Source organism: Hyphomonas sp. CACIAM 19H1 (assembly GCF_003325995.1).
GTDB lineage: Bacteria > Pseudomonadota > Alphaproteobacteria > Caulobacterales > Hyphomonadaceae > Hyphomonas > Hyphomonas polymorpha.
Map to the genome: position 1 here is coordinate 1,488,788 of NZ_CP016437.1, position 17,615 is coordinate 1,506,402.

The window sequence follows — 17,615 nt, forward strand, 5'->3', positions numbered from 1 at the left end:
CATTGAGCGCCTCATCGGGCGCAGAATCAGGGGACGGATCATTCCCGGCAACGGGCCAAAACCGGATTGTGGCACCGTCTCTGACTTGCGTTGTCCGTGTAACGCCCTTACGCGTTTTGCAAACGGTTGTAATAAATCCGCTCAGGGAGGCTCACTTGACCAAAATATCTTCAAGCGTTTTCGCGCTGCGCAGCGCAGTTGCCGCAATATCTATCGCTGCAGGATTCTCGCCACTATCGGCGTCTCTTGCGCAGGAAGCCGTATTGAAAGCGGGTGCGTCCAAGGTCGATATCACGCCATCAGGCGATAAGCTGCCCGGGATATTCACAGGCATTCTGGATCCCATTCATGTCCGGGCAATTGTGCTGGAGAACGGCGCGCAAAGAGCGGCGCTGGTGACAGTGGATGCCGGCGCCATACCGAATGAGATCTGGCAGAGGCTTACCACCAAGGCTGAAGCAGAATTGGGTATTCCGGCAAATCAGGTCATTCTGACGGCGACCCATACACACAGCGTCCCCTTCGGCTGGAGCGTGGGCTATGAGGAGCAGTTGTATCAGGCTGTTGAAGAGGCTGCGGCCGCGCTTCAGCCCGCAAAAATGGCTTCGGGCACGGGTGTCTCCTACATCAACGTAAATAGAAACATCATCGATCCGGCGACCGGCCGTTGGTGGGAAGGGCCAAACTATCAGGGACCGTCTGACAAGACTGTCGCTGTGCTGAGCTTCCAATCCCTCGATGGAGCCCCCATCGCGGTATACTACAATTACGCGGTACATCCGGTGATCACGGGCAACCTTGATCTGATCAGCGGTGATATTCCCGGCGCGGCATCCGGTTACATTGAGGAGTCCCTTGGGGAAGACGCGGTTGCGGTATTTTCCTATGGTGCCGCTGGCGACCAGAACCCGATCTTTTTCCAGCAGACTTATGATCTCAGGGAAATCCGAATTGCCGACTTCGCCGCGCGCGGAGAGGATATCAGCAACGCAATGCCTCCCGGTGGGCAAGGGATGGACAGGTCAAATCCCAAAGTGGCGATGCTGATGGAGCAACAAAAGCAGATGAATGCCACGCTGGGCCAGATGCTCGGTGAAGAGGTGCTTCATGTTCTGCGTTCCGGGTTGGCGCGGCCGGTGACGCAGGCTTCGATTTCCGGGGCGCAGATGACGGTCAGTTGCCCTGGGCGGAACCGGCTTGATAAAGGGCGCGCCGGTTACGCGGGTGTTTACGAGGACGCCGACTCCGTACCGATGAAGCTCAGCCTCCTGAGAATCGGTGACACCGTGATCGGGGGAATCGATGCGGAAATCTTCACAATGATTGCCCAGCGGTTCAAAGCGGAGTCCCCCATCAAGAACTCAATCGTTGCGACATTGACCAATGGCATGTCCCGCTCGGGGTACATTCCCAATGATGCGGCATTCGCTCAGAACACCTTTGAGGTTGTTTCTTCCCGGGTAAAACCAGGCTGTGCTGAAACGGCAATCGTCAATGGATTCCTTGACCTGATCGAAGATACTGGGACGTCGGCCGACTGATCTACATCACTCTGTTCAGGAAGCCGGATAGGGTCACGCCCTGATCCTGTCCGGCGGGCCTGGAAACTGGCAGTATGTGGTAGCTTGCCAGCATTCTGCTTCATATACCGAGTGCGGAGTGAGCCAGCGCAACCGCGCCCAGAGGTCCCGCCAGGCTGCCAAGTCCTGCTTGCCGGACGATTGGAAACAAATCTTCCGTTTGCGGAATGGGAAGATATCCAGCCAGGAGCTCATGGGCGCGTTTCTGTACCAAGGGAAGCAGAAAGGGCCGGGAGGTGCTGACGCCGCCACCAAACAATACGCGCTCTGCTGATGTGGTCAGCAGCAGCAGGGAAACCAGTTCTGCGATGTCGTTGGCGACAAGCATCCAGAGCGGATCTGCGTCGTTCACTTCGCTCATCGGCCGCCCAAAACGCGCTGCCAGGGCAGGGCCGGAAACGAGCCCTTCGATACAATCTCCATGGAAGGGGCAGGCGCCCGCGAACGCGTCATTGGGAGATCGGCGTGTGCGGACATGCCCGACTTCCGGATGGATGAAGCCATGTACTGGTTGCCCATTGATAACCAGCCCGCCGCCGACGCCAGTGCCAATTGTGATGTAACAAATGCTGGTGCAGCCTTGTCCCGCGCCCCAGCGATACTCGGCAAGTGCCGCACCGTTCACGTCGGTATCGATGGCCCAGGGGCAGTCGAAAGGGCTCGTAAGTTCCCCCGCGACATCGGCATTTGTCCAGAATGGTTTGGGGGTTTTCAGTATGCTTCCGAAGTTCTCCGCTTGTCGTCGAAGCTGGACGGGGCCAAAGGATGCAATCCCAATTGCCGAGAAGGGCTTTTCGGCGTGCCAGCTTTTCAGTTGGTCGCGCAGGTGGGGCAGCGTTTCTTCCGGAGTGGTAGTGGGAACCGATACCTGATCGACCACGGTGTTACCCTCCGCCAAAATCGCGATGGATTTTGTTCCGCCAAGTTCAATTGCGGCCACGCGTGTTTCTGCGACCATGCTGTATCATCCCGTCCAAGGTGGAGAGCTCGTGGTGTTTGTCATAGGGTGAGTCTGAGTAGGGCCCGCTAGGTCCATAAAACCGGCGGGACTCTGTCAAACTCGGCCCGGCAACTACTTTCCGAGGTGCTCGTCGAAGAAGTCGACCATCACCTTGTAGGCGTCCTGGGATTCGGGAACGTCCGGATTGCTGTAAAAGCCGTGAAACATGCCTTCCCAGACATGCAGATCTGCCTTCACGCCCAGCTTCACCAGCCTGCTGTGGGTGTAGACAGCTGAGCTGAGTTCAAATCCCCGGGTGCCGGTGATGATCTGTGTCGGGGGGAAGGCCGCCAGAATCTCGTCATGGTGAGCGGGCGCAACGAGCGGGTCGTACGGGTCAACCTCCGAAAGATAGGGCATCATTGAACGCTTTGGAGCATCCGAAGCGCTGCCGGCTGGGCGCAGCGGGGCTATGAAGCGTGCCTCGCCGATGGCCGTGGCCGTATAGTTTGCGTCGCCGCCGAAGCCGTTGACCGGCGCGGCCGATCCGGCGCAGTAGATACCGGCCGCGCCGGGCGTCGGCAGGTTATGCTTCTGAAACCAGGCCAGCGACATGCCGGTCAGCATTCCGCCCGCCGAGCAGCCAAAGATACCGATGTTTTCTGCCGGATAGGTTTTCAGGAGTTCTGTGTAGACGGCCGCGACATCTTCACTGGCGGCAGGGAACTTGTATTCGGGTGCCTGGCGGTAGTTGACCGCGACAACCCTGTAGCCTCCCAGCGCGGAGACAGGCATCGATTCCACCTCGGCGCAGGCGGGCCAGCAAGTTATGAACCCGCCCCCATGCAAATTGATCAGCACACGGTTCTGATTTTCTGGCTTGATGCCCTCTGAGGGCGTGTAATCGTAAACCTGAACACCGCCAATTTCGGTTTCGGACTTCTGGACGGCGAAGAGCTCTCTCTGCCGGTCAATATATCCCTTGAGGAATGCCGGGCCGCCGATGCCCTCAACTTCCTTCAGCAGTTCGGGATTCTTCATCGTGAGCAGGTGATCAATGAGATATGCCTTGCCCTCCGGGCTGAGATATTCGGACACCGGAACCAACATGGCCGGGACATGCACCAGCCCGTCTGGATCCACACTTACCTGAGTGCTGGTTTCCGGGGGCGGCGGGAGAGGCTGGTGCGTACACGCTGCGAGCAGGCCAGCGCATGATGCCACAAGTGGGCACAGAAGGCGCCACGCTGGCATGTGGCGTTCCAGGAACAGGACTTTCATTCGATCCTCCGATGTTATCTTTGAGCGGATGGAAAACAGGCTCAGTTTATATCTCTTGCGGCTGGCCAAATGCCCGGCGCAAAGCGTTTACCTTCGCCTTGGTGAAGCGTTTGGCGATGGTTGTGTCTGCGGCAATTCTGTCAAAGCCATGGAAAGCGCCGGGAACGACGACCAGTTCAACGGGTACACCAGACTCAATCAGCCTGTGCCCATACTCGATGTCTTCGCTGACAAACAGGTCAATCCCGCCTACGCCGATAAAGGCGGGCGGAAGTCCCGTCAGGTTTTCAATGCGGGCTGGAACACCCCCAGCCGGCACACTTCCGCCGCCGGGTGGATGGCCCAGGAACGCCTCCCATCCGAACCGGTTGGAGGGCGCATCCCAGCCGAAGGCGCCAATAAATGGCGGCGGCATGCGTGTACTGCCCGTGCGATCATCCAGCATGGGGTAGACGAGCGCCTGGAAGGCAACAGGAACTTCTCCCCGGTCGCGCGCAGTGATCGCCAGCAGGGCTGAATGGCCTCCTCCAGCGCTTTCGCCAAGCAGAGCGATGCGGGTGGGATCGGCGCCGATTGGCTCCGCATTTTTGTAGAGCCACAGGAGGCCGGCATAGTTGTCCTCGATCGAGCCCTGATAGCGTGTTTCCGGGGCGAGCCTGTATTCGACGCTGACGATCACGCAGTCGAGGTCGCGTGCGAGCGCCTGCAGATGCCCGACCTCCCATGCGGCCTTTCCAAGTATGTACCCGCCGCCATGTGAGTGCAAAATAGCGGGGCGAGCGGCTCCTGGCTTGGCATTGACGACGAAGAGCTTCACATCCGGCTCGCCGCCCGGAAGGGGGGCAAACACTTCCGAGACAGGAATGTCCGGCAGGCGGGGTGGCGCGAATGCTGCTCCGAAATCGCGCGCCGATTTGAGACTTTCAGCCGAGTAGCTTGGCGGCGGCCCATTCTCCATCATGCGCGCAGCAATCCCGCGTAATTCTGGATCCACATGACTGAGAGGATCTCGCGCCAGCAGTGGGGAAGGGACGGCAGGTTTTGGGTCGAGGGCTGCGCAGGACGCTGTCCCCAAAGTGAGGGCACCAGCGGCGCCAATACCTGCGATTCCAAACTGCCTTCTTGTCAAACGTGCGGCCATGTTTCCTCCCTCCCAGCCGGTTTGCCAGCCTATGCTGTTTTGTCTCTGTTTGCCTGCGTCCGGTTGATTGCCACGTGAGGTCTTCCGGGGCGCCCATTCAAATGCTGGTAAAAACTACAATCAGAATTTCATTTGTGCAAACGTTTGTATTGGTGATTTCATAGTGTTCACCCCTGCTTTTTGGGGTCCGCCGGGAGTGTTCTTGAGCCTATCGACCCTTGGCCATTCACTGGGATCGTGTCTAAATTCGAAATGGACTGAGCGGAATATCCTATGCGGACGGCGGGCGTCAGGGTTTAACGCAAATGGCATCAACCGCTTATGCATCTGTTGCGGATGCAGGGAGGTTTGGCACCGTGGCACATGGCAGGTTCATTGCATATCTTGGTTTTCAGGGACCCGAAATGAACAAAAAGATCACAATGATAGAACTCGCGAAGATTGCGCGCGTCGATATTTCGACCGTTTCGCGCGCATTGAGCGACAGTCCGGTGGTCAAGGAAAGCACTCGCAAGCGGATTCAGAGGATTGCCAGCGAAGTCGGGTATGCTGTCAACGCTCCGGCAAGCAGCCTGCGGCGCAAGTCGGCTCGCGCCCTGGGAATGGTTATCCCGCTAAATCCGGAAACGGATCAGACGATGTCCGATCCCTTCTTTCTGGAAATGGTGGGCGGTGTCTCGCAGGCCGCTGCGGAACTCGATTACGATCTGGTGGTGAGTGTTCCGCGCGAAGCGAGCCACGCCGCCGAACAGCGCCTGCTCAATACTGGCCGGGCCGACGGGATTATCGTTATTGGCCAGGCAGCAAGAGCCGCCCACCTCAACGATCTCGCCGCGCGAAATGCCAACTTTGTTGTCTGGGGCGCACGGATGAAGGGCGCCAAGTACACAACGGTCGGCAGTGATAACGCCAAAGGCGGGTATATCGCAGCGGCCCATCTTTTCAGCCGGGGGGCCAGAAACATTCTCTTTCTCGGCGATCCCGGGCTGCCTGAAGTTAAGCTCCGCTATGATGGGTTCAAGAAGGCGCACCAGGAGTCGGGGGTGGCTCATGACCTTTCCTATCTGCTGCGCATGAACTTCGGCGGGCGCACCACCTATGATCAGGTTCTGGAATTTCTGCGTGCGGGTAACCGGATAGACGGCATCTTTGCCAGTTCGGACATTCTCGCAAATTCCGCCATGCATGCTCTGGTGGCTGAGGGGCTCAGCATTCCCGAGGATGTGAAGGTCGTGGGCTATGACAATATCGGGCAGTCATCCATGATGACACCGCCTCTTACGACTGTTTCTCAGAACATTGCCGAGGGCGGGCGTATGTTGGTGGAACTCCTGCTGGCAAAGCTGGAGGGCGGAACCGCCAATTCCTGCTTCACCAAGACAGAACTGATCATTCGTCATTCCACCTGATCGCGCATATCAGTGCGAATCCTGTTCTGAGGATTCCCGAGATGTCTGGCGGGCTTCGCCGATATTGATCGACACCGGAGGGGCAAAGGTCAGCTGCCGGTCCGGTGAAGCATATTCCGTATAGGGTGCAATCAGGGTAATGCTATTGCTGGAACAGGCGCTGGGCAGGAAGCTGGCGCCAAAGAGATGTTCTGTTCCAGGGACGAGAGAGTCTTCACGGCCAAACGCGCTGACCCATGGGCCTCTCATCGAGGTGGACTTGTACAGGCGCAGAACTTTTGTAACTTCTTCTGCGGGCTGGCTCTCATTGATCCGATCGCATGCAGAAATCACCATGAACCAGGTTGAGCTCGTCTGATCGTAATAAAGTTTGGGCACTTCGGCCTGCGTGAAAGAGTCTGCATCGGGCAGGAGGATCGGCGGGTGAAGCTTCTCAATCTGAAAGCCGTTACCTTTCTGTGTCACGGTCGCGTGGGCTACAGTGCCTTGGACTGATGACACTTTTGCAGACCAGAAAACTTCCAGGGTGTCGGCGGGGCCAGCAACAATGAAGGGATCGCGCCAGGCGAGAATGGGGCCGCCCTCTTCGCCATCCTTATGGCCCAACATATCCTTCGTAGGCAGATAATATCCTGCAGACCGGATGCTGTCATAGTCGCGCACCGGGCAGGATAGGGCTGTTGTCGGCGGTGTATCCAGCCGGAACCCGCTATGTGAGTGACCAAGGCATATCGTTTGCAGGAAGGGTCTGTCCTTCCCCGCTTCCCGCAATCCGGTGAAGCCGCACAGCCAATCATCTTCTGCGCGCGCAAGCATTCCACCGCTCCAGACGTTGCGGGCGAATGCGCCATCTCCGATTGTCTGTGGGGATAGATAGGCCCCGTGATCCTGCCAGGTGCGGCCTGCATCAGTGGATGAAAAATGGCGTATATGGAAGGGATAGTCATTGCGGTCTTCGTGAAGAACCGGCCTTCCTTCAATGTCTTTGCGGCTGAGGGCAAGGCAATAAAGATGAGTTATGCCGCCCGTTTCCGCTGTCCACGAGTCCCAGAGCCAGAGGTCTGGATGCGAAATACCATTTTCAAAGAGAAGGGAGGACGGCGGAGGAACCGGAACCGGCTTTTGAAGAGTCATTCTGATACTCAGTAGTCGCTGGAGTCAGCGTTGGCCAATGCGCCGCCAGCTGGATCTGCGATCAAATTGTAGAGCGCCAAGGCAAAGAGAAGCGCCGCGAATACGGTAGCCAGGTGAAAGCCAACCGCCATGTCGCCATTTCCGGCAACGTCACTCACATATCCCATGAGAAGAGGGGCGAAGGCAGCGGAGACGGCGGTGAAGAAAAGGATGAGGCCGGCGGCCGCACCATGCTTGGCTTTAGGCAGGCAGCTGATGCCTTTCGAATTGAAGGTGGGGTAGATCATCGACATGAAAAGCCCCGAGAGCGGCAGAGCGAAAACAGCCACATCTCTTCCGAACAGTGTGCTGAGCAGGAAGCAGATAAAGATGGCGCCGGTGAACGTCGACATGACGACTTTCCAGTCAAAAATCCGAAGAATCCACAGCGCGAGAAAGCGGCCCACAGCCCGTAGGACAAAGAAAATCATGACCGCATAGGCTGCAACTGCCATCGCCAGTGGCGTGCCCGTGTAGCCGGAAAACAATGTTGGTGCCCAGACGAAGATGGCGACCTCGCACGCGACATACAAAGCGATAGCAAGGGAGAAGCCCATGGCGTGGCGGTTACCCATCAATCGAACCGCGCTCAGCATATCCGCCTTTGGGGTTTCCACCTGGCGGACAGGGGCGGGAAAGCGGGTTCGCAGGGAGGCGAGGATCATGACCCCGCACATGGCGGCAGCGAGCAGATAGAGCCAACGCCAGGACAGGCCTGCAGAATCAAGCGTAACGACGGTCAGTGGGCCAACAATCGCGCCGATGGCAAAAAAACCTTCGCACGCATTCATGCGGCGGGTGTGGTCGCTTGTGGAGGTGGATATGTCGCCGATAAGGGCGAGGATGGCTGTTTTGAAGATACCGATCGCCAGGCCACCTGCAAACAGCAGCGCCAAATAGAACGAGAAGGAGCTGGAGCTGAAAAAAACGGCGGACGAAATTCCGTAGATGGCGAGCCCCAGAACAATCGCATTCTTCCGGCCGAGAAAATCTGCGAGGAATCCAAGCAGAATTCCGCTGAGCGCAATGCCCACCATTGTGGCCCAATGGAACAGGCTGGCCTCAGTATTCGACAGGCTTAGTTCCACTTTGGCTATGCTGATGATTTCGCCAACTGCATCGGTTGTCATCGCGAACATGAAGAACATGGCGTAGGTCAGGCCAGTGACCAACCCGTAGCGGCTTGCCGGCCGGTCTATGGCTGCTGCAGAGCTGTTGGAGACAGTCATTCTTGGATCCTCGCCTTCATCTGATGGTAGACGCAGTGCAATCGATTGCAAATTTTTTTCCGGACTTGGCTGTCCATATTCTGCAGCCCCATTCTTCAAAGTTACGCTTTTTCCCGGCGGCGTGGGGAGGGGCTTTGATACCCCTGGGCCCAAGGCTCTAACGAAAGAGATCAAGGTCTATTGCGGCCGCCATGGCTTTGTAGCCTGCATCAGAGGGGTGAATGCGGTCTCCTGCGTCATAGGCCTTCAACAGATAAGCAGGGTTCTCAGGATCGCGCACCGCAGTGTCGAAGTCGATAATGGCGTCAAAAGCGCCGCTATTGCGGATCCATTCATTGATCTCATTACGGATCACATCCTTTTCCTCTGTTGCGTAGCCGGGAAAGGGGGAGCCGAGGTCCGGCGTCAGGGTGGCTCCGATTACCCGGATTCCCCGGGTGTGGGCGCGCTGGATAATCTGCGTGTAAGCCGCGATGATGTCTTTAGCTTCCACAGCAGGAAAGGGCTCGTGCATTCCTGGCAGCGTGAGGCCGCTCAGTCCAAGATCGTTGATGCCTTCCAGAAGAATCAGGTCCGTGACGCCTGGCATCGCCAGAACATCGCGATCAAGTCTTGCAAGGGCGCTCTGGCCGACGCTGTCTTGGAGAAGGCGGTTTCCACCGATGCCGTGGTTGATGATGGCGACGTTCTTCATACCCTCAGCCCGCATACGCTCGGCCAGGTAATCCGGCCAGCCGCGCATGAGAGGATCCCGGCTTCCGGTTCCATCGGTGATCGAGTCGCCGAAAGCGACAATGACGCGGTCCACCTCAGGATTATCCACATGGATCGTGGTCAACAGCGGCCGGGCCACCACGCGTCTGCTGTCTGTCAACTCGGCAGCGGCCGTCTGGTCGCCGCCCGGCGCCACTTCAACGATCAATTGCGGGTCCGCCTGAGGAACCTGAATAGGCTCCAGAAGATACAAACTGACCGAGACGACGCCGCCATCCGGAATGGAAAGCGCCACCGGATCGCTCCAGAGTGGCGCGCCTGCGGCGAGGACAAGCCCGTCCGGAGCTCCGGAGAAGGTAAGGTGTTGCAGGCTTGCAGTGTCTATCCGGCCTTCTTTGACCAGGGCAATGGTCGCGGCGCCGATGGACACCCGGGAGACACTCGCGCCCCCATCCAGAACGATACGGACACGCTCGCCGCCAGCGCTAACCCTCATTTCTTGGCGAACGGTTCCCTCCAGAAGTACCGGGGTCATCCCGGGCGGTGCAGCTTCAGCAGCGAGAGGAAGCGAGGGACTGCTGGCCCACGTTGCCACCCAGTTTTGCTTTGAGTGCTGGTTCTCGGTGGTCATGTGCGGGTGTGGCGCAGTCTGGCATGCCGCCAGCAAAAGCGCGGCGCCCGCCAGCAGGCCTGACAACCAGTGAGGAGCACTTCCGGGGCGTATAACAAGGGCGGACATTTGCTTCTCCGAGATGGGACGTGAACGGATGGGTAATCGGCTTTCCAGGCGATGGCAGAGTTTACTTCTGCGCTTTGGCAATCGCCTGCAGGGCGGCTTCGTGCATGCGGGCATATCCCTCCCGATGCGGGTGGACCCCATCGTGTGTGAGGTTTTCTGACATTTTCGCGCCATCGTCCGTCAGCAGGCTATGGTAATCCACAAAAACCAGGCCGTTTTGTGCAGAGTACTCTTCAATCCATTGATTCAGAGCTGAAATTCTTTCGGGTGGATTGAGGTCCGGGCGCCAGCCGAAGGATCCTGCGGGCGGAATGCTTGCCAGGATCACGCCAATTCCATGGCTGCGCGCCAGAGTGACCATTGCCTCGATGTTGCCCTTGAAAGCCTCATCGCTGACATATCCGGTGTTCTCTGCCAGATCATTGGTGCCGGCCATGATGTGGACCACTTCAGGCTGCAATCGGATGACATCCTGCCAGAACCGTACCAGCATCTGTGAGGAAGTCTGGCCGCTGATGCCGCGATTGATGAAGCCTTGCTCAAACAGATCCGGATCGCCGATGCTCCAGAATTCGGTAATCGAATCCCCAAGGAAGACGACCTTCGGTGCGGGCCCCGTCATGAGGATCATATTATCATCTCTGTACTGACAGAGATTACCCCAGTCACTCTTCCGGCGGTCCATGTCCAGAGACTGAATCTCCTTCATTTCAGGCTCGCCGAGATAATTAAGGTGGCTGAAATCACTTTCGGGATCGAGCATGTCAAGGATCAGCTCATCCAGGAATGCGCGGGCACCGGAATTCAGTTGTGCGCATATCTGCTGACCCTCTGGGGGCTGCGCGTTTGGAACGCTTTCGCAGATGCCAGCCAACCCCGTAAGGGCGGCGAAAGAGGCGAGGAGGACAAGACTGCGTCCAGCGACCTTTGAGGCGCGTGGGCCAGCATCCAGATTGCGGAACGGCGAAAGGTGTTTGTGCGTGGCAACCAATTCCAGTTCCTCCCGGCATGCGCTGCGTTGCGCAGCTTATTTTATCCAGAGTGCCCGGAGGATGGGGGCGCCGAACCGACACACCCCAAAACCGCCTGACCTCATTATTACGCAAACGTTTGTATTCTGGTCGTGGCGAAGTTTCAATACCTTCCTACGCCAACGGCGTGCTTGGCGTAATGAGGCGTGATTCCAGGACGGGGTGCCGTTGGGGCAGTCTTGGGATGACGTGGAGGTCCTTTGCTCGCGATGACCGCGAACCCGTCAGGGAACCAATGCCCAACGCCCCAGAAATTCGTATCGGGATTGACCGACATGGCTGTGGACAAGCGCGATTTCCGTGACCGGTATTGTGATGGGATCAATCGCCTGCGAGGGGATAATCTTCCTGTCCCATACCAGCGTAATGTGAGGGCTGATCCTGCTGGCAGCGCGGGGAGGCCCTCCTGAAAGGACGGCAAAAGTTTCAACCATGAGCCTGACAAGACGGTCTATATGCATCGACGGTTGCTGCGCGCATACGACGAACGGTTTCTTTCGTCTCTTGTTCTGATAACTCATGACCCTGTCGAGTTTGAGTTCGAATTGTTCGAAGCGCAGCGCTTCGCCAATCATCGTTGATGACGCGATCACCTCGGGCGGAAGGTGCGGTCCCCTGAAGACAGGGTACAGCGAGATATGCCAGCGGTCAGGCGTGATCGGCGCGCCTTGCATTGCATACTGGTCTCGGAATTGGGCGCTTTTCTCCGCCAGTAGCGAATGTGCGCATGTGGGCGCCATGACATGACGGCGAAGAAAGGAATGGGCTCAGGCACTACGCCATCCGGCGGGGGGTGAAAGTATGAGGCGCGTGACATGCTGCTTATCCCGTGGGCCGGCTGAATTTCAGGCGGCCCTCTCGACATCAGTGAAAATCGCGACTGCGCGGGATTACACGAACATCGCGCGGATGAACGCCTGCTGTTCTTTGGGGCGGCCCTTTGCGTTCCGCGATCGGGCGGACGACTTCATCCGACCGCGCGAGCACACCCTTCAGCGGATCGCGTAAGGTATCTTCCGAGAGGAGATTCAGTTCACCTGTGCAATCGATCAACTGCTCGGCAACAATATGGGTTACATTGTCGGCTGTCTGAACCCGGCCTTTCACGTGGATAATCCGTGAACGCATGACCACTGCACGAAACCGTTCCATCACCCGTGGCCAGACAACCAGATTGGCAATTCCGGTTTCGTCCTCCAGGGTAACAAACACAACGCCGCTGGCAGTGCCTGGCCGTTGACGCACCAGGACGATACCGGATGTTTCCACCCGGCGCCCGCTGGAAAGAGAGGTCGCAGCCTTTGTGCTAATGAGGCCCCGCTGCTGATGCAGAGGGCGCAAGAAGTGCATCGGATGATTTTTCAGAGACAACCGGGTGGTCTGATAATCCTGAAGAACATGCTCTGAAGATGGCACTCGGGGGAGTTCCACCGCCGCTTCGGGGCCTTGTTCGGCAAGATGCGCGGCGGCGAAGAGGGGAAGGCCATGCTGGGAAGGTTCACCCCGCACTTTCCATAAGGCCGCGCGGCGGGAGAGCTCCATCGAGCCAAAAGCATCTGCTGCCGCCAGCCGCTCTGCAACTGATCTGGGCAGGCGCGCGCGCCGCATCAGTTCCTCAGGCGTTGCGTAGCCCGCCCCCCGGCACATCATCAGGCGCTCCATATCAGCCTGGCTGAGCCCGTCCACCTGTCGGAAACCGAGGCGCACAGCAAAAATGCCGCTGCAGTCTTCCATGGGCTCAAGGGTGTTGTCCCAATCGGAATAATTCACATCGACAGGGCGTACCTCAACCCCATGTTCCTGCGCGTCTCGAACGATCTGCGCCGGCGCATAGAATCCCATTGGCTGACTGTTGAGGAGGGCGGCGCAGAAAACGTCCGGGTGGTGACATTTTATCCAGGAGGAAACATAGACCAGCAAGGCGAACGAGGCCGCATGGCTTTCCGGGAAGCCATATTCCCCAAACCCCTTGATCTGCTCAAAGCATGACTTCGCGAAAACAGGGTCATATCCCCGGTCAATGAGTTTGGAAACCAGCTTTTCCTCATACTGATGTATGGTTCCAACATTCCGGAAAGTTGCCATCGCCCGCCGCAATCCATTGGCTTCGTCTGGCGTGAATTTCGCCGCATCAATGGCGATTTGCATCGCCTGCTCCTGGAACAGGGGGACCCCCAGTGTCCGGCTGAGGATCGACTGAAGTTCATCCGCGGGTCCTTTGTCCGGGGCGGGGCTTGGATAGGTGACGGTTTCAATTCCCTTACGGCGGCGCAGATAGGGATGAACCATGTTGCCCTGTATGGGGCCCGGCCGCACGATGGCGACCTCGATTACCAGATCATAGTAAGTCCGCGGTTTCAGCCGCGGAAGCATCGCCATCTGAGCGCGGCTTTCCACCTGAAACACGCCTATGCTGTCTCCCTTGCACAGCATGTCATAAGTCGCCTCGTCGCCCTGTTCGATACTGGCGAGCGAGTGCGTGATGGCCTTGTGTGTTTCCAGAAGGTCGAATGCCTTGCGGATACAGGTCAACATGCCGAGGGCGAGCACATCCACCTTCATGATCCCGAGAGCGTCGATATCGTCCTTGTTCCATTCGATGAAGGTGCGGTCTTTCATGGCCGCATTGCCGATCGGGACGGTTTCGATCAAAGGGCCGCGTGTCAGAACAAATCCGCCAACATGCTGGGAGAGGTGCCGGGGAAAACCGAGCAGCTGACGCGCCAGTTGAACCGCGCGCCGGATCAGAGGGTTGCCTGGATCCAGTCCGGCTTCGGCAATGCGCTTGTCGGGCAGGGTATCACTCCAACTGCCCCAAACGCCATTTGCAAGGGCCGCTGAAATATCATCGCTAAGCCCCAGAGCCTTGCAGACTTCCCGGATGGCGGATCGCGAACGATAGGAAATAACGGTGGCGGTCAGTGCCGCGCGATGACGGCCATATCGTTCGTAGACATACTGAATGACTTCCTCCCTGCGTTCATGCTCGAAGTCCACATCAATGTCCGGTGGTTCCTTCCTTTCGGGAGAAAGAAAGCGCTCGAAGAGAAGCTTGGTCATTGTGGGATCAACACTTGTAATGCCCAGGCAGTAACAGACGGCAGAATTGGCTGCCGAGCCGCGTCCCTGACAGAGGATTCCCTGATTGCGTGCCCAGCGGACGATATCGTTTACGGTCAGGAAATATGGTGCATAGGAAAGTTGGCTGATGGTCTTCAGCTCGCTGTGGATCTGACTCGTAACTTTTTCCGGAACACCCTCTGGATAGCGCACCCTGGCGCCTTCCCAGGTGAGGCGTTCCAAGTGTTCCTGCGGTGAGGAGCCGGACGGAACGGGCTCATCAGGATATTCATAGGAAAGCTCGTCCAGGCTAAACCGGCAGCGCTCAAGAACTTCGATTGAGCGGGCAATTGCATGCTCAAATCCCTTGAACAGACGAACCATCTCCGCCGCGTCCTTGAGATGCCGCTCTCCGTTCGCTTCGAGCAGAAAGCCAGCCGTTTCGACCGTGTGGTGTTCCCGAATACAGGTCAGGACATCCTGCAGGGGGCGTCTCTCCGGCACATGATAAAGCACATCATTTGTGGCGATCATCATTGCGCCGGTCTGGTTTGCAATTTGTGCCAGACGAGAGAGGCGCTCATGATTGCGGCCGGTATAAGTGTAGCGCGCTGCCAGATATGTTCGCCCCGGTGCGGATTTGGCAATTTTTCCCAGCATGAGCAGAAAATCTGCAGAGGGAATATCTGGCGGCATGACAATCAGGATCATCCCCTCGCTGGCCTTCAGGATATCCGCAACCGTGATGTGGCACTCTCCCTTCGGTGCCCGAAATTTACCCTCCGACAGCAGGCGAGAAAGACAGCCATAGGCCGCTCTGTCCATTGGGTAAGCCAGGATTTCCGGGCCATCTTCCGGCACCAGGCGCGCCCCCACCACGATCCGCAGCCCCACTTCCTGCGCCGCCACATGGGCACGAACCACCCCGGCTAAGGTATTCCTGTCGGCCACGCCCACTGCGGCAAGCTTCAGTTCAGCCGCGCGCGCTATCAATTCATGTGCGTGGCTGGCGCCCCGCAGAAAGGAGAAGTTCGTTGTCACGGCCAGTTCGGCATAATCGCTCATGCAAATAGTCCCTGAACGAACCAGTCTGGCGTTTCGCCGCGGCCATCACCATAAAGCCCATTCCGGTAGACCCAGTATCGCCGGCCGTCTTCATCCTCCACACGGTAATAGTCCCGGGTTCGCGGCAGGGCGGAAGCGGTGCCGGCCTGTGCCGGTAAATAGGCCCACCATTCCGGCGCAATACGTTCTGGCCCATCGGCGCGGACAACCCGCCGGACCTTGCGTCGCCAGACAAAGCGAAGAGGGGGCCCATCCGGCACTTCCGCAATCACCTCTACTCGTTCAGGCTGCGCAAACAGGCGTGCTGGGCGCAGGCCGGGCAGGTTATCAGGCGGTAAAGCCCCCTCCATACCCTGTCCCGCAAAGGGCACGGTCTTTTCCGCCATCAGAACGGGATGCCGCGCTTCTGGCAGTGTGATGGTGACAGTCCCTTCGCCAATACGGGCGTTGATGCGATCGGCAAGCGCCGAGAGCGCTTCCTCGTCAAGGTCGGTCCCGGAAAGGTCGCCCGAGAGTGGGCGGCTACCTGCGGTCATTGGGCCTGTTCTGGAAGCTTCCAGAAGCAGAAGATCAATTCCAAATCCAGGATCAATCTGGCAGATTTTTTCGCTGAAAAGCCGCAAAATATGTTCCACCGAGCGAACGGGACGGGCCGCGTTGACCCGTATGGAGCTCATTTCTCCGTCGGAGCGGAATGCCTGAAACAGAAAGGTTTGTGCGCCAAGTCCATCGGCGGACAAGTCGCTGCAAAGCTCTTCGGTGAGCTTTATCAGGCCGGCATCTATCCCCGCAGCATCTGTCAGCGGCTCGGGGCAGGCAAGTCTTGCAAAATGATCCGGCGACGGACGAAATGGCATGAAAGGTTCTGATCGGAGACCAAGCGCCTGATCCAGACGGAGCGTAACTGCATCTGCCGCCTGCCGCGAATTGAAACGGCGCGTGAGTGCCTTGCGGTCGATATCATAGAGCTGCCCGATGCGTGTCAGACCAAACCGGCGGAGCAGTGTAATCGCAGTTCCGGAAATGCGCAGGGCACTTGTAGGGAGCGGGGCAAGCCCTTCGCGTTCCGCGCCGCTGGAAAGAAGGGCCGGCTGTCCCTCTTCGGCGGCGGCATGTGCCAGGGCCCAGGCCCCGCCGAGGGTCCCGGCGATCCCGATCCGGTGACCATATCCTGTCCGCGCGAGCCGTACGGAAAGCGCGTCCGCCATTTTACTTTCACCTCCGAACAGATGGTCACAACCGGTGATCTCCAGGATCAGCCCGTCTTCCCCCTCAAGCGCGACCAGGGGAGAGAAGCGGACCATCCAGGCGGCTAGCGCGGCGAGAGATTTTCGGTCGCCCTCCCGGTCAACCTCTTCGGCAGCAATATCGGGCAGGGTGGCGCGGGCATCCGTGAAACGCAGGCCAGGATGAATGCCGCTTGCAAGCGCCGCCTGATTGGCTGCGGCCACAACAAGTCCGTGAGGAGATTTCTCATGCAGGATGAATGGCCGCAGCCTAGCCGGCTCTCCGATTTGGGAAGGCGTGATGGGGCGACGCCTCATCCGGCGCAGGCGATCCAGTGACCATTCCGGGAACCATAAGGAGAGATAGCGTCTCATCATTCCATTCCAGATCAAAAGCCTGTCCCACCAAGGCTGGAGCGGCGCGGCAGCGTTCGAGATGGACACGCCAGCGGGCATGCCCGGGTGCGCGGGCGTCGTAGCGGTTGGGGGCTGAGGGTTGAGGGCAGACACGCCAGCGAGTGGCGGCGGCGGTCGCCCCTTCGCAGGTGTGTGGCAAAAGCAGTGTAACCGGTACACCGTGGCGTTCGGATGCAAGGGTCAGGCGCCGGGTTGCGGTGAAGTCTGCGCTGTCCACTTCCGCGATCACATGGCTTACGACGCCAGACACAATCGCCTCCTCGATGGCCCAGAGCGCATCGCTGGTATGGCGGGTCACAATGCCAAGCCGCCGGGCCTTGCCGCCGGTGGCTTCACGCAGGGCCGCTTCGGGAACTCGCCCCATGTCGCGCGCGCTGCTGGCCTGGGTCACCCATAGCAGGATAGTCCTGCCGGAGGGGCGGGGGGCTGCGGCCAGCAGAAAGCCGGTTGTTGCGGCACGGTCCCCATAGGCGGCCTCGGCGATTTCATGCAGCCCGTGTGTGCCCAGCCCAAAAGGAAACTCCACCTCCCGCGCTGGCGGGGCAGTAAGAGGGCCAACCAGGCCTTTGGATATGAGCGTGACAAGATCCATATGTTCTTATTTTGTTCT

At 58.4% G+C, this 17,615-nt stretch carries 13 protein-coding genes; 2 read left to right on the forward strand and 11 right to left on the reverse strand.

Annotation, left to right across the window (positions count from 1 at the left end; all coding sequences use genetic code 11):
- Positions 1-155 precede the first annotated feature (155 nt).
- Complete coding sequence (locus tag BBF93_RS07025; RefSeq protein ID WP_233349302.1) at positions 156-1,541, forward strand: neutral/alkaline non-lysosomal ceramidase N-terminal domain-containing protein; 1,386 nt, start codon at positions 156-158, stop codon at positions 1,539-1,541.
- A gap of 100 nt (positions 1,542-1,641) precedes the next feature.
- On the opposite strand, the gene BBF93_RS07030 is transcribed toward BBF93_RS07025, so the two are convergent.
- The 3 genes from BBF93_RS07030 to BBF93_RS07040 all read right to left on the reverse strand — a co-directional run bounded on the left by BBF93_RS07030 (position 1,642) and on the right by BBF93_RS07040 (position 4,762).
- Positions 1,642-2,538 (reverse strand): ROK family protein, encoded by an 897-nt coding sequence (locus BBF93_RS07030; RefSeq protein ID WP_114105454.1) that lies wholly within the window; start codon positions 2,536-2,538, stop codon positions 1,642-1,644.
- A 114-nt stretch (positions 2,539-2,652) separates the two neighbouring features.
- Positions 2,653-3,801: an alpha/beta hydrolase gene (locus tag BBF93_RS07035; protein ID WP_233349303.1), complete on the reverse strand. Its 1,149-nt coding sequence runs from the start codon at positions 3,799-3,801 to the stop codon at positions 2,653-2,655.
- A 46-nt stretch (positions 3,802-3,847) separates the two neighbouring features.
- The gene (locus tag BBF93_RS07040; protein WP_114105455.1) at positions 3,848-4,762 is read right to left on the reverse strand and encodes an alpha/beta hydrolase; all 915 of its coding nucleotides are present in this window, start codon (positions 4,760-4,762) and stop codon (positions 3,848-3,850) included.
- A 584-nt stretch (positions 4,763-5,346) separates the two neighbouring features.
- Here BBF93_RS07040 and BBF93_RS07045 point away from each other — a divergent pair.
- Complete coding sequence (locus BBF93_RS07045) at positions 5,347-6,351, forward strand: LacI family DNA-binding transcriptional regulator (protein ID WP_035595845.1); 1,005 nt, start codon at positions 5,347-5,349, stop codon at positions 6,349-6,351.
- Between the two features lie 9 nt (positions 6,352-6,360).
- On the opposite strand, the gene BBF93_RS07050 is transcribed toward BBF93_RS07045, so the two are convergent.
- From BBF93_RS07050 to BBF93_RS07085, 8 genes are all read right to left on the reverse strand, one after another.
- On the reverse strand, positions 6,361-7,485 hold the full coding sequence (locus tag BBF93_RS07050; RefSeq protein ID WP_035595711.1) for a hypothetical protein: 1,125 nt from the start codon (positions 7,483-7,485) through the stop codon (positions 6,361-6,363).
- An 8-nt stretch (positions 7,486-7,493) separates the two neighbouring features.
- Positions 7,494-8,753, reverse strand: a complete 1,260-nt coding sequence (locus tag BBF93_RS07055) for a sugar MFS transporter (RefSeq protein ID WP_035595709.1) — start codon at positions 8,751-8,753, stop codon at positions 7,494-7,496.
- Between the two features lie 157 nt (positions 8,754-8,910).
- Positions 8,911-10,206 carry an SGNH/GDSL hydrolase family protein gene (locus BBF93_RS07060; RefSeq protein ID WP_162786463.1) on the reverse strand — a complete coding sequence of 432 codons (1,296 nt, stop codon included), beginning with the start codon at positions 10,204-10,206 and terminating at the stop codon, positions 8,911-8,913.
- A 61-nt stretch (positions 10,207-10,267) separates the two neighbouring features.
- Entirely contained in the window at positions 10,268-11,197 is a 930-nt protein-coding gene (locus BBF93_RS07065) for an SGNH/GDSL hydrolase family protein (protein WP_114105457.1), read from the reverse strand.
- Positions 11,198-11,461: 264 nt separating this feature from the next.
- Positions 11,462-11,911 carry a 2'-5' RNA ligase family protein gene (locus tag BBF93_RS07070; RefSeq protein WP_114105458.1) on the reverse strand — a complete coding sequence of 150 codons (450 nt, stop codon included), beginning with the start codon at positions 11,909-11,911 and terminating at the stop codon, positions 11,462-11,464.
- A gap of 190 nt (positions 11,912-12,101) precedes the next feature.
- Positions 12,102-15,362, reverse strand: a complete 3,261-nt coding sequence (locus tag BBF93_RS07075; RefSeq protein WP_114105459.1) for an error-prone DNA polymerase — start codon at positions 15,360-15,362, stop codon at positions 12,102-12,104.
- Complete coding sequence (locus BBF93_RS07080; RefSeq protein ID WP_370454414.1) at positions 15,359-16,966, reverse strand: DNA polymerase Y family protein; 1,608 nt, start codon at positions 16,964-16,966, stop codon at positions 15,359-15,361. Before BBF93_RS07080 ends, BBF93_RS07075 begins: the two co-directional genes overlap by 4 nt.
- The gene (locus BBF93_RS07085; protein WP_114105460.1) at positions 16,860-17,597 is read right to left on the reverse strand and encodes an ImuA family protein; all 738 of its coding nucleotides are present in this window, start codon (positions 17,595-17,597) and stop codon (positions 16,860-16,862) included. The genes BBF93_RS07080 and BBF93_RS07085 overlap by 107 nt, the downstream gene beginning before the upstream one ends.
- Positions 17,598-17,615 lie beyond the last annotated feature (18 nt).

Coding starts and splice junctions, on each gene's coding strand:
- BBF93_RS07085 (WP_114105460.1), bottom strand. CDS start 17,597: ATGGATCTTGTCACGCTCATATCCAAAGGCCTGGTTGGCCCTCTTACT.
- BBF93_RS07070 (WP_114105458.1), bottom strand. CDS start 11,911: ATGCAAGGCGCGCCGATCACGCCTGACCGCTGGCATATCTCGCTGTAC.
- BBF93_RS07060 (WP_162786463.1), bottom strand. CDS start 10,206: ATGTCCGCCCTTGTTATACGCCCCGGAAGTGCTCCTCACTGGTTGTCA.
- BBF93_RS07030 (WP_114105454.1), bottom strand. CDS start 2,538: ATGGTCGCAGAAACACGCGTGGCCGCAATTGAACTTGGCGGAACAAAA.
- BBF93_RS07045 (WP_035595845.1), top strand. CDS start 5,347: ATGAACAAAAAGATCACAATGATAGAACTCGCGAAGATTGCGCGCGTC.
- BBF93_RS07035 (WP_233349303.1), bottom strand. CDS start 3,801: ATGAAAGTCCTGTTCCTGGAACGCCACATGCCAGCGTGGCGCCTTCTG.
- BBF93_RS07055 (WP_035595709.1), bottom strand. CDS start 8,753: ATGACTGTCTCCAACAGCTCTGCAGCAGCCATAGACCGGCCGGCAAGC.
- BBF93_RS07040 (WP_114105455.1), bottom strand. CDS start 4,762: ATGATGGAGAATGGGCCGCCGCCAAGCTACTCGGCTGAAAGTCTCAAA.
- BBF93_RS07050 (WP_035595711.1), bottom strand. CDS start 7,485: ATGACTCTTCAAAAGCCGGTTCCGGTTCCTCCGCCGTCCTCCCTTCTC.
- BBF93_RS07080 (WP_370454414.1), bottom strand. CDS start 16,966: ATGATGAGACGCTATCTCTCCTTATGGTTCCCGGAATGGTCACTGGAT.
- BBF93_RS07075 (WP_114105459.1), bottom strand. CDS start 15,362: ATGAGCGATTATGCCGAACTGGCCGTGACAACGAACTTCTCCTTTCTG.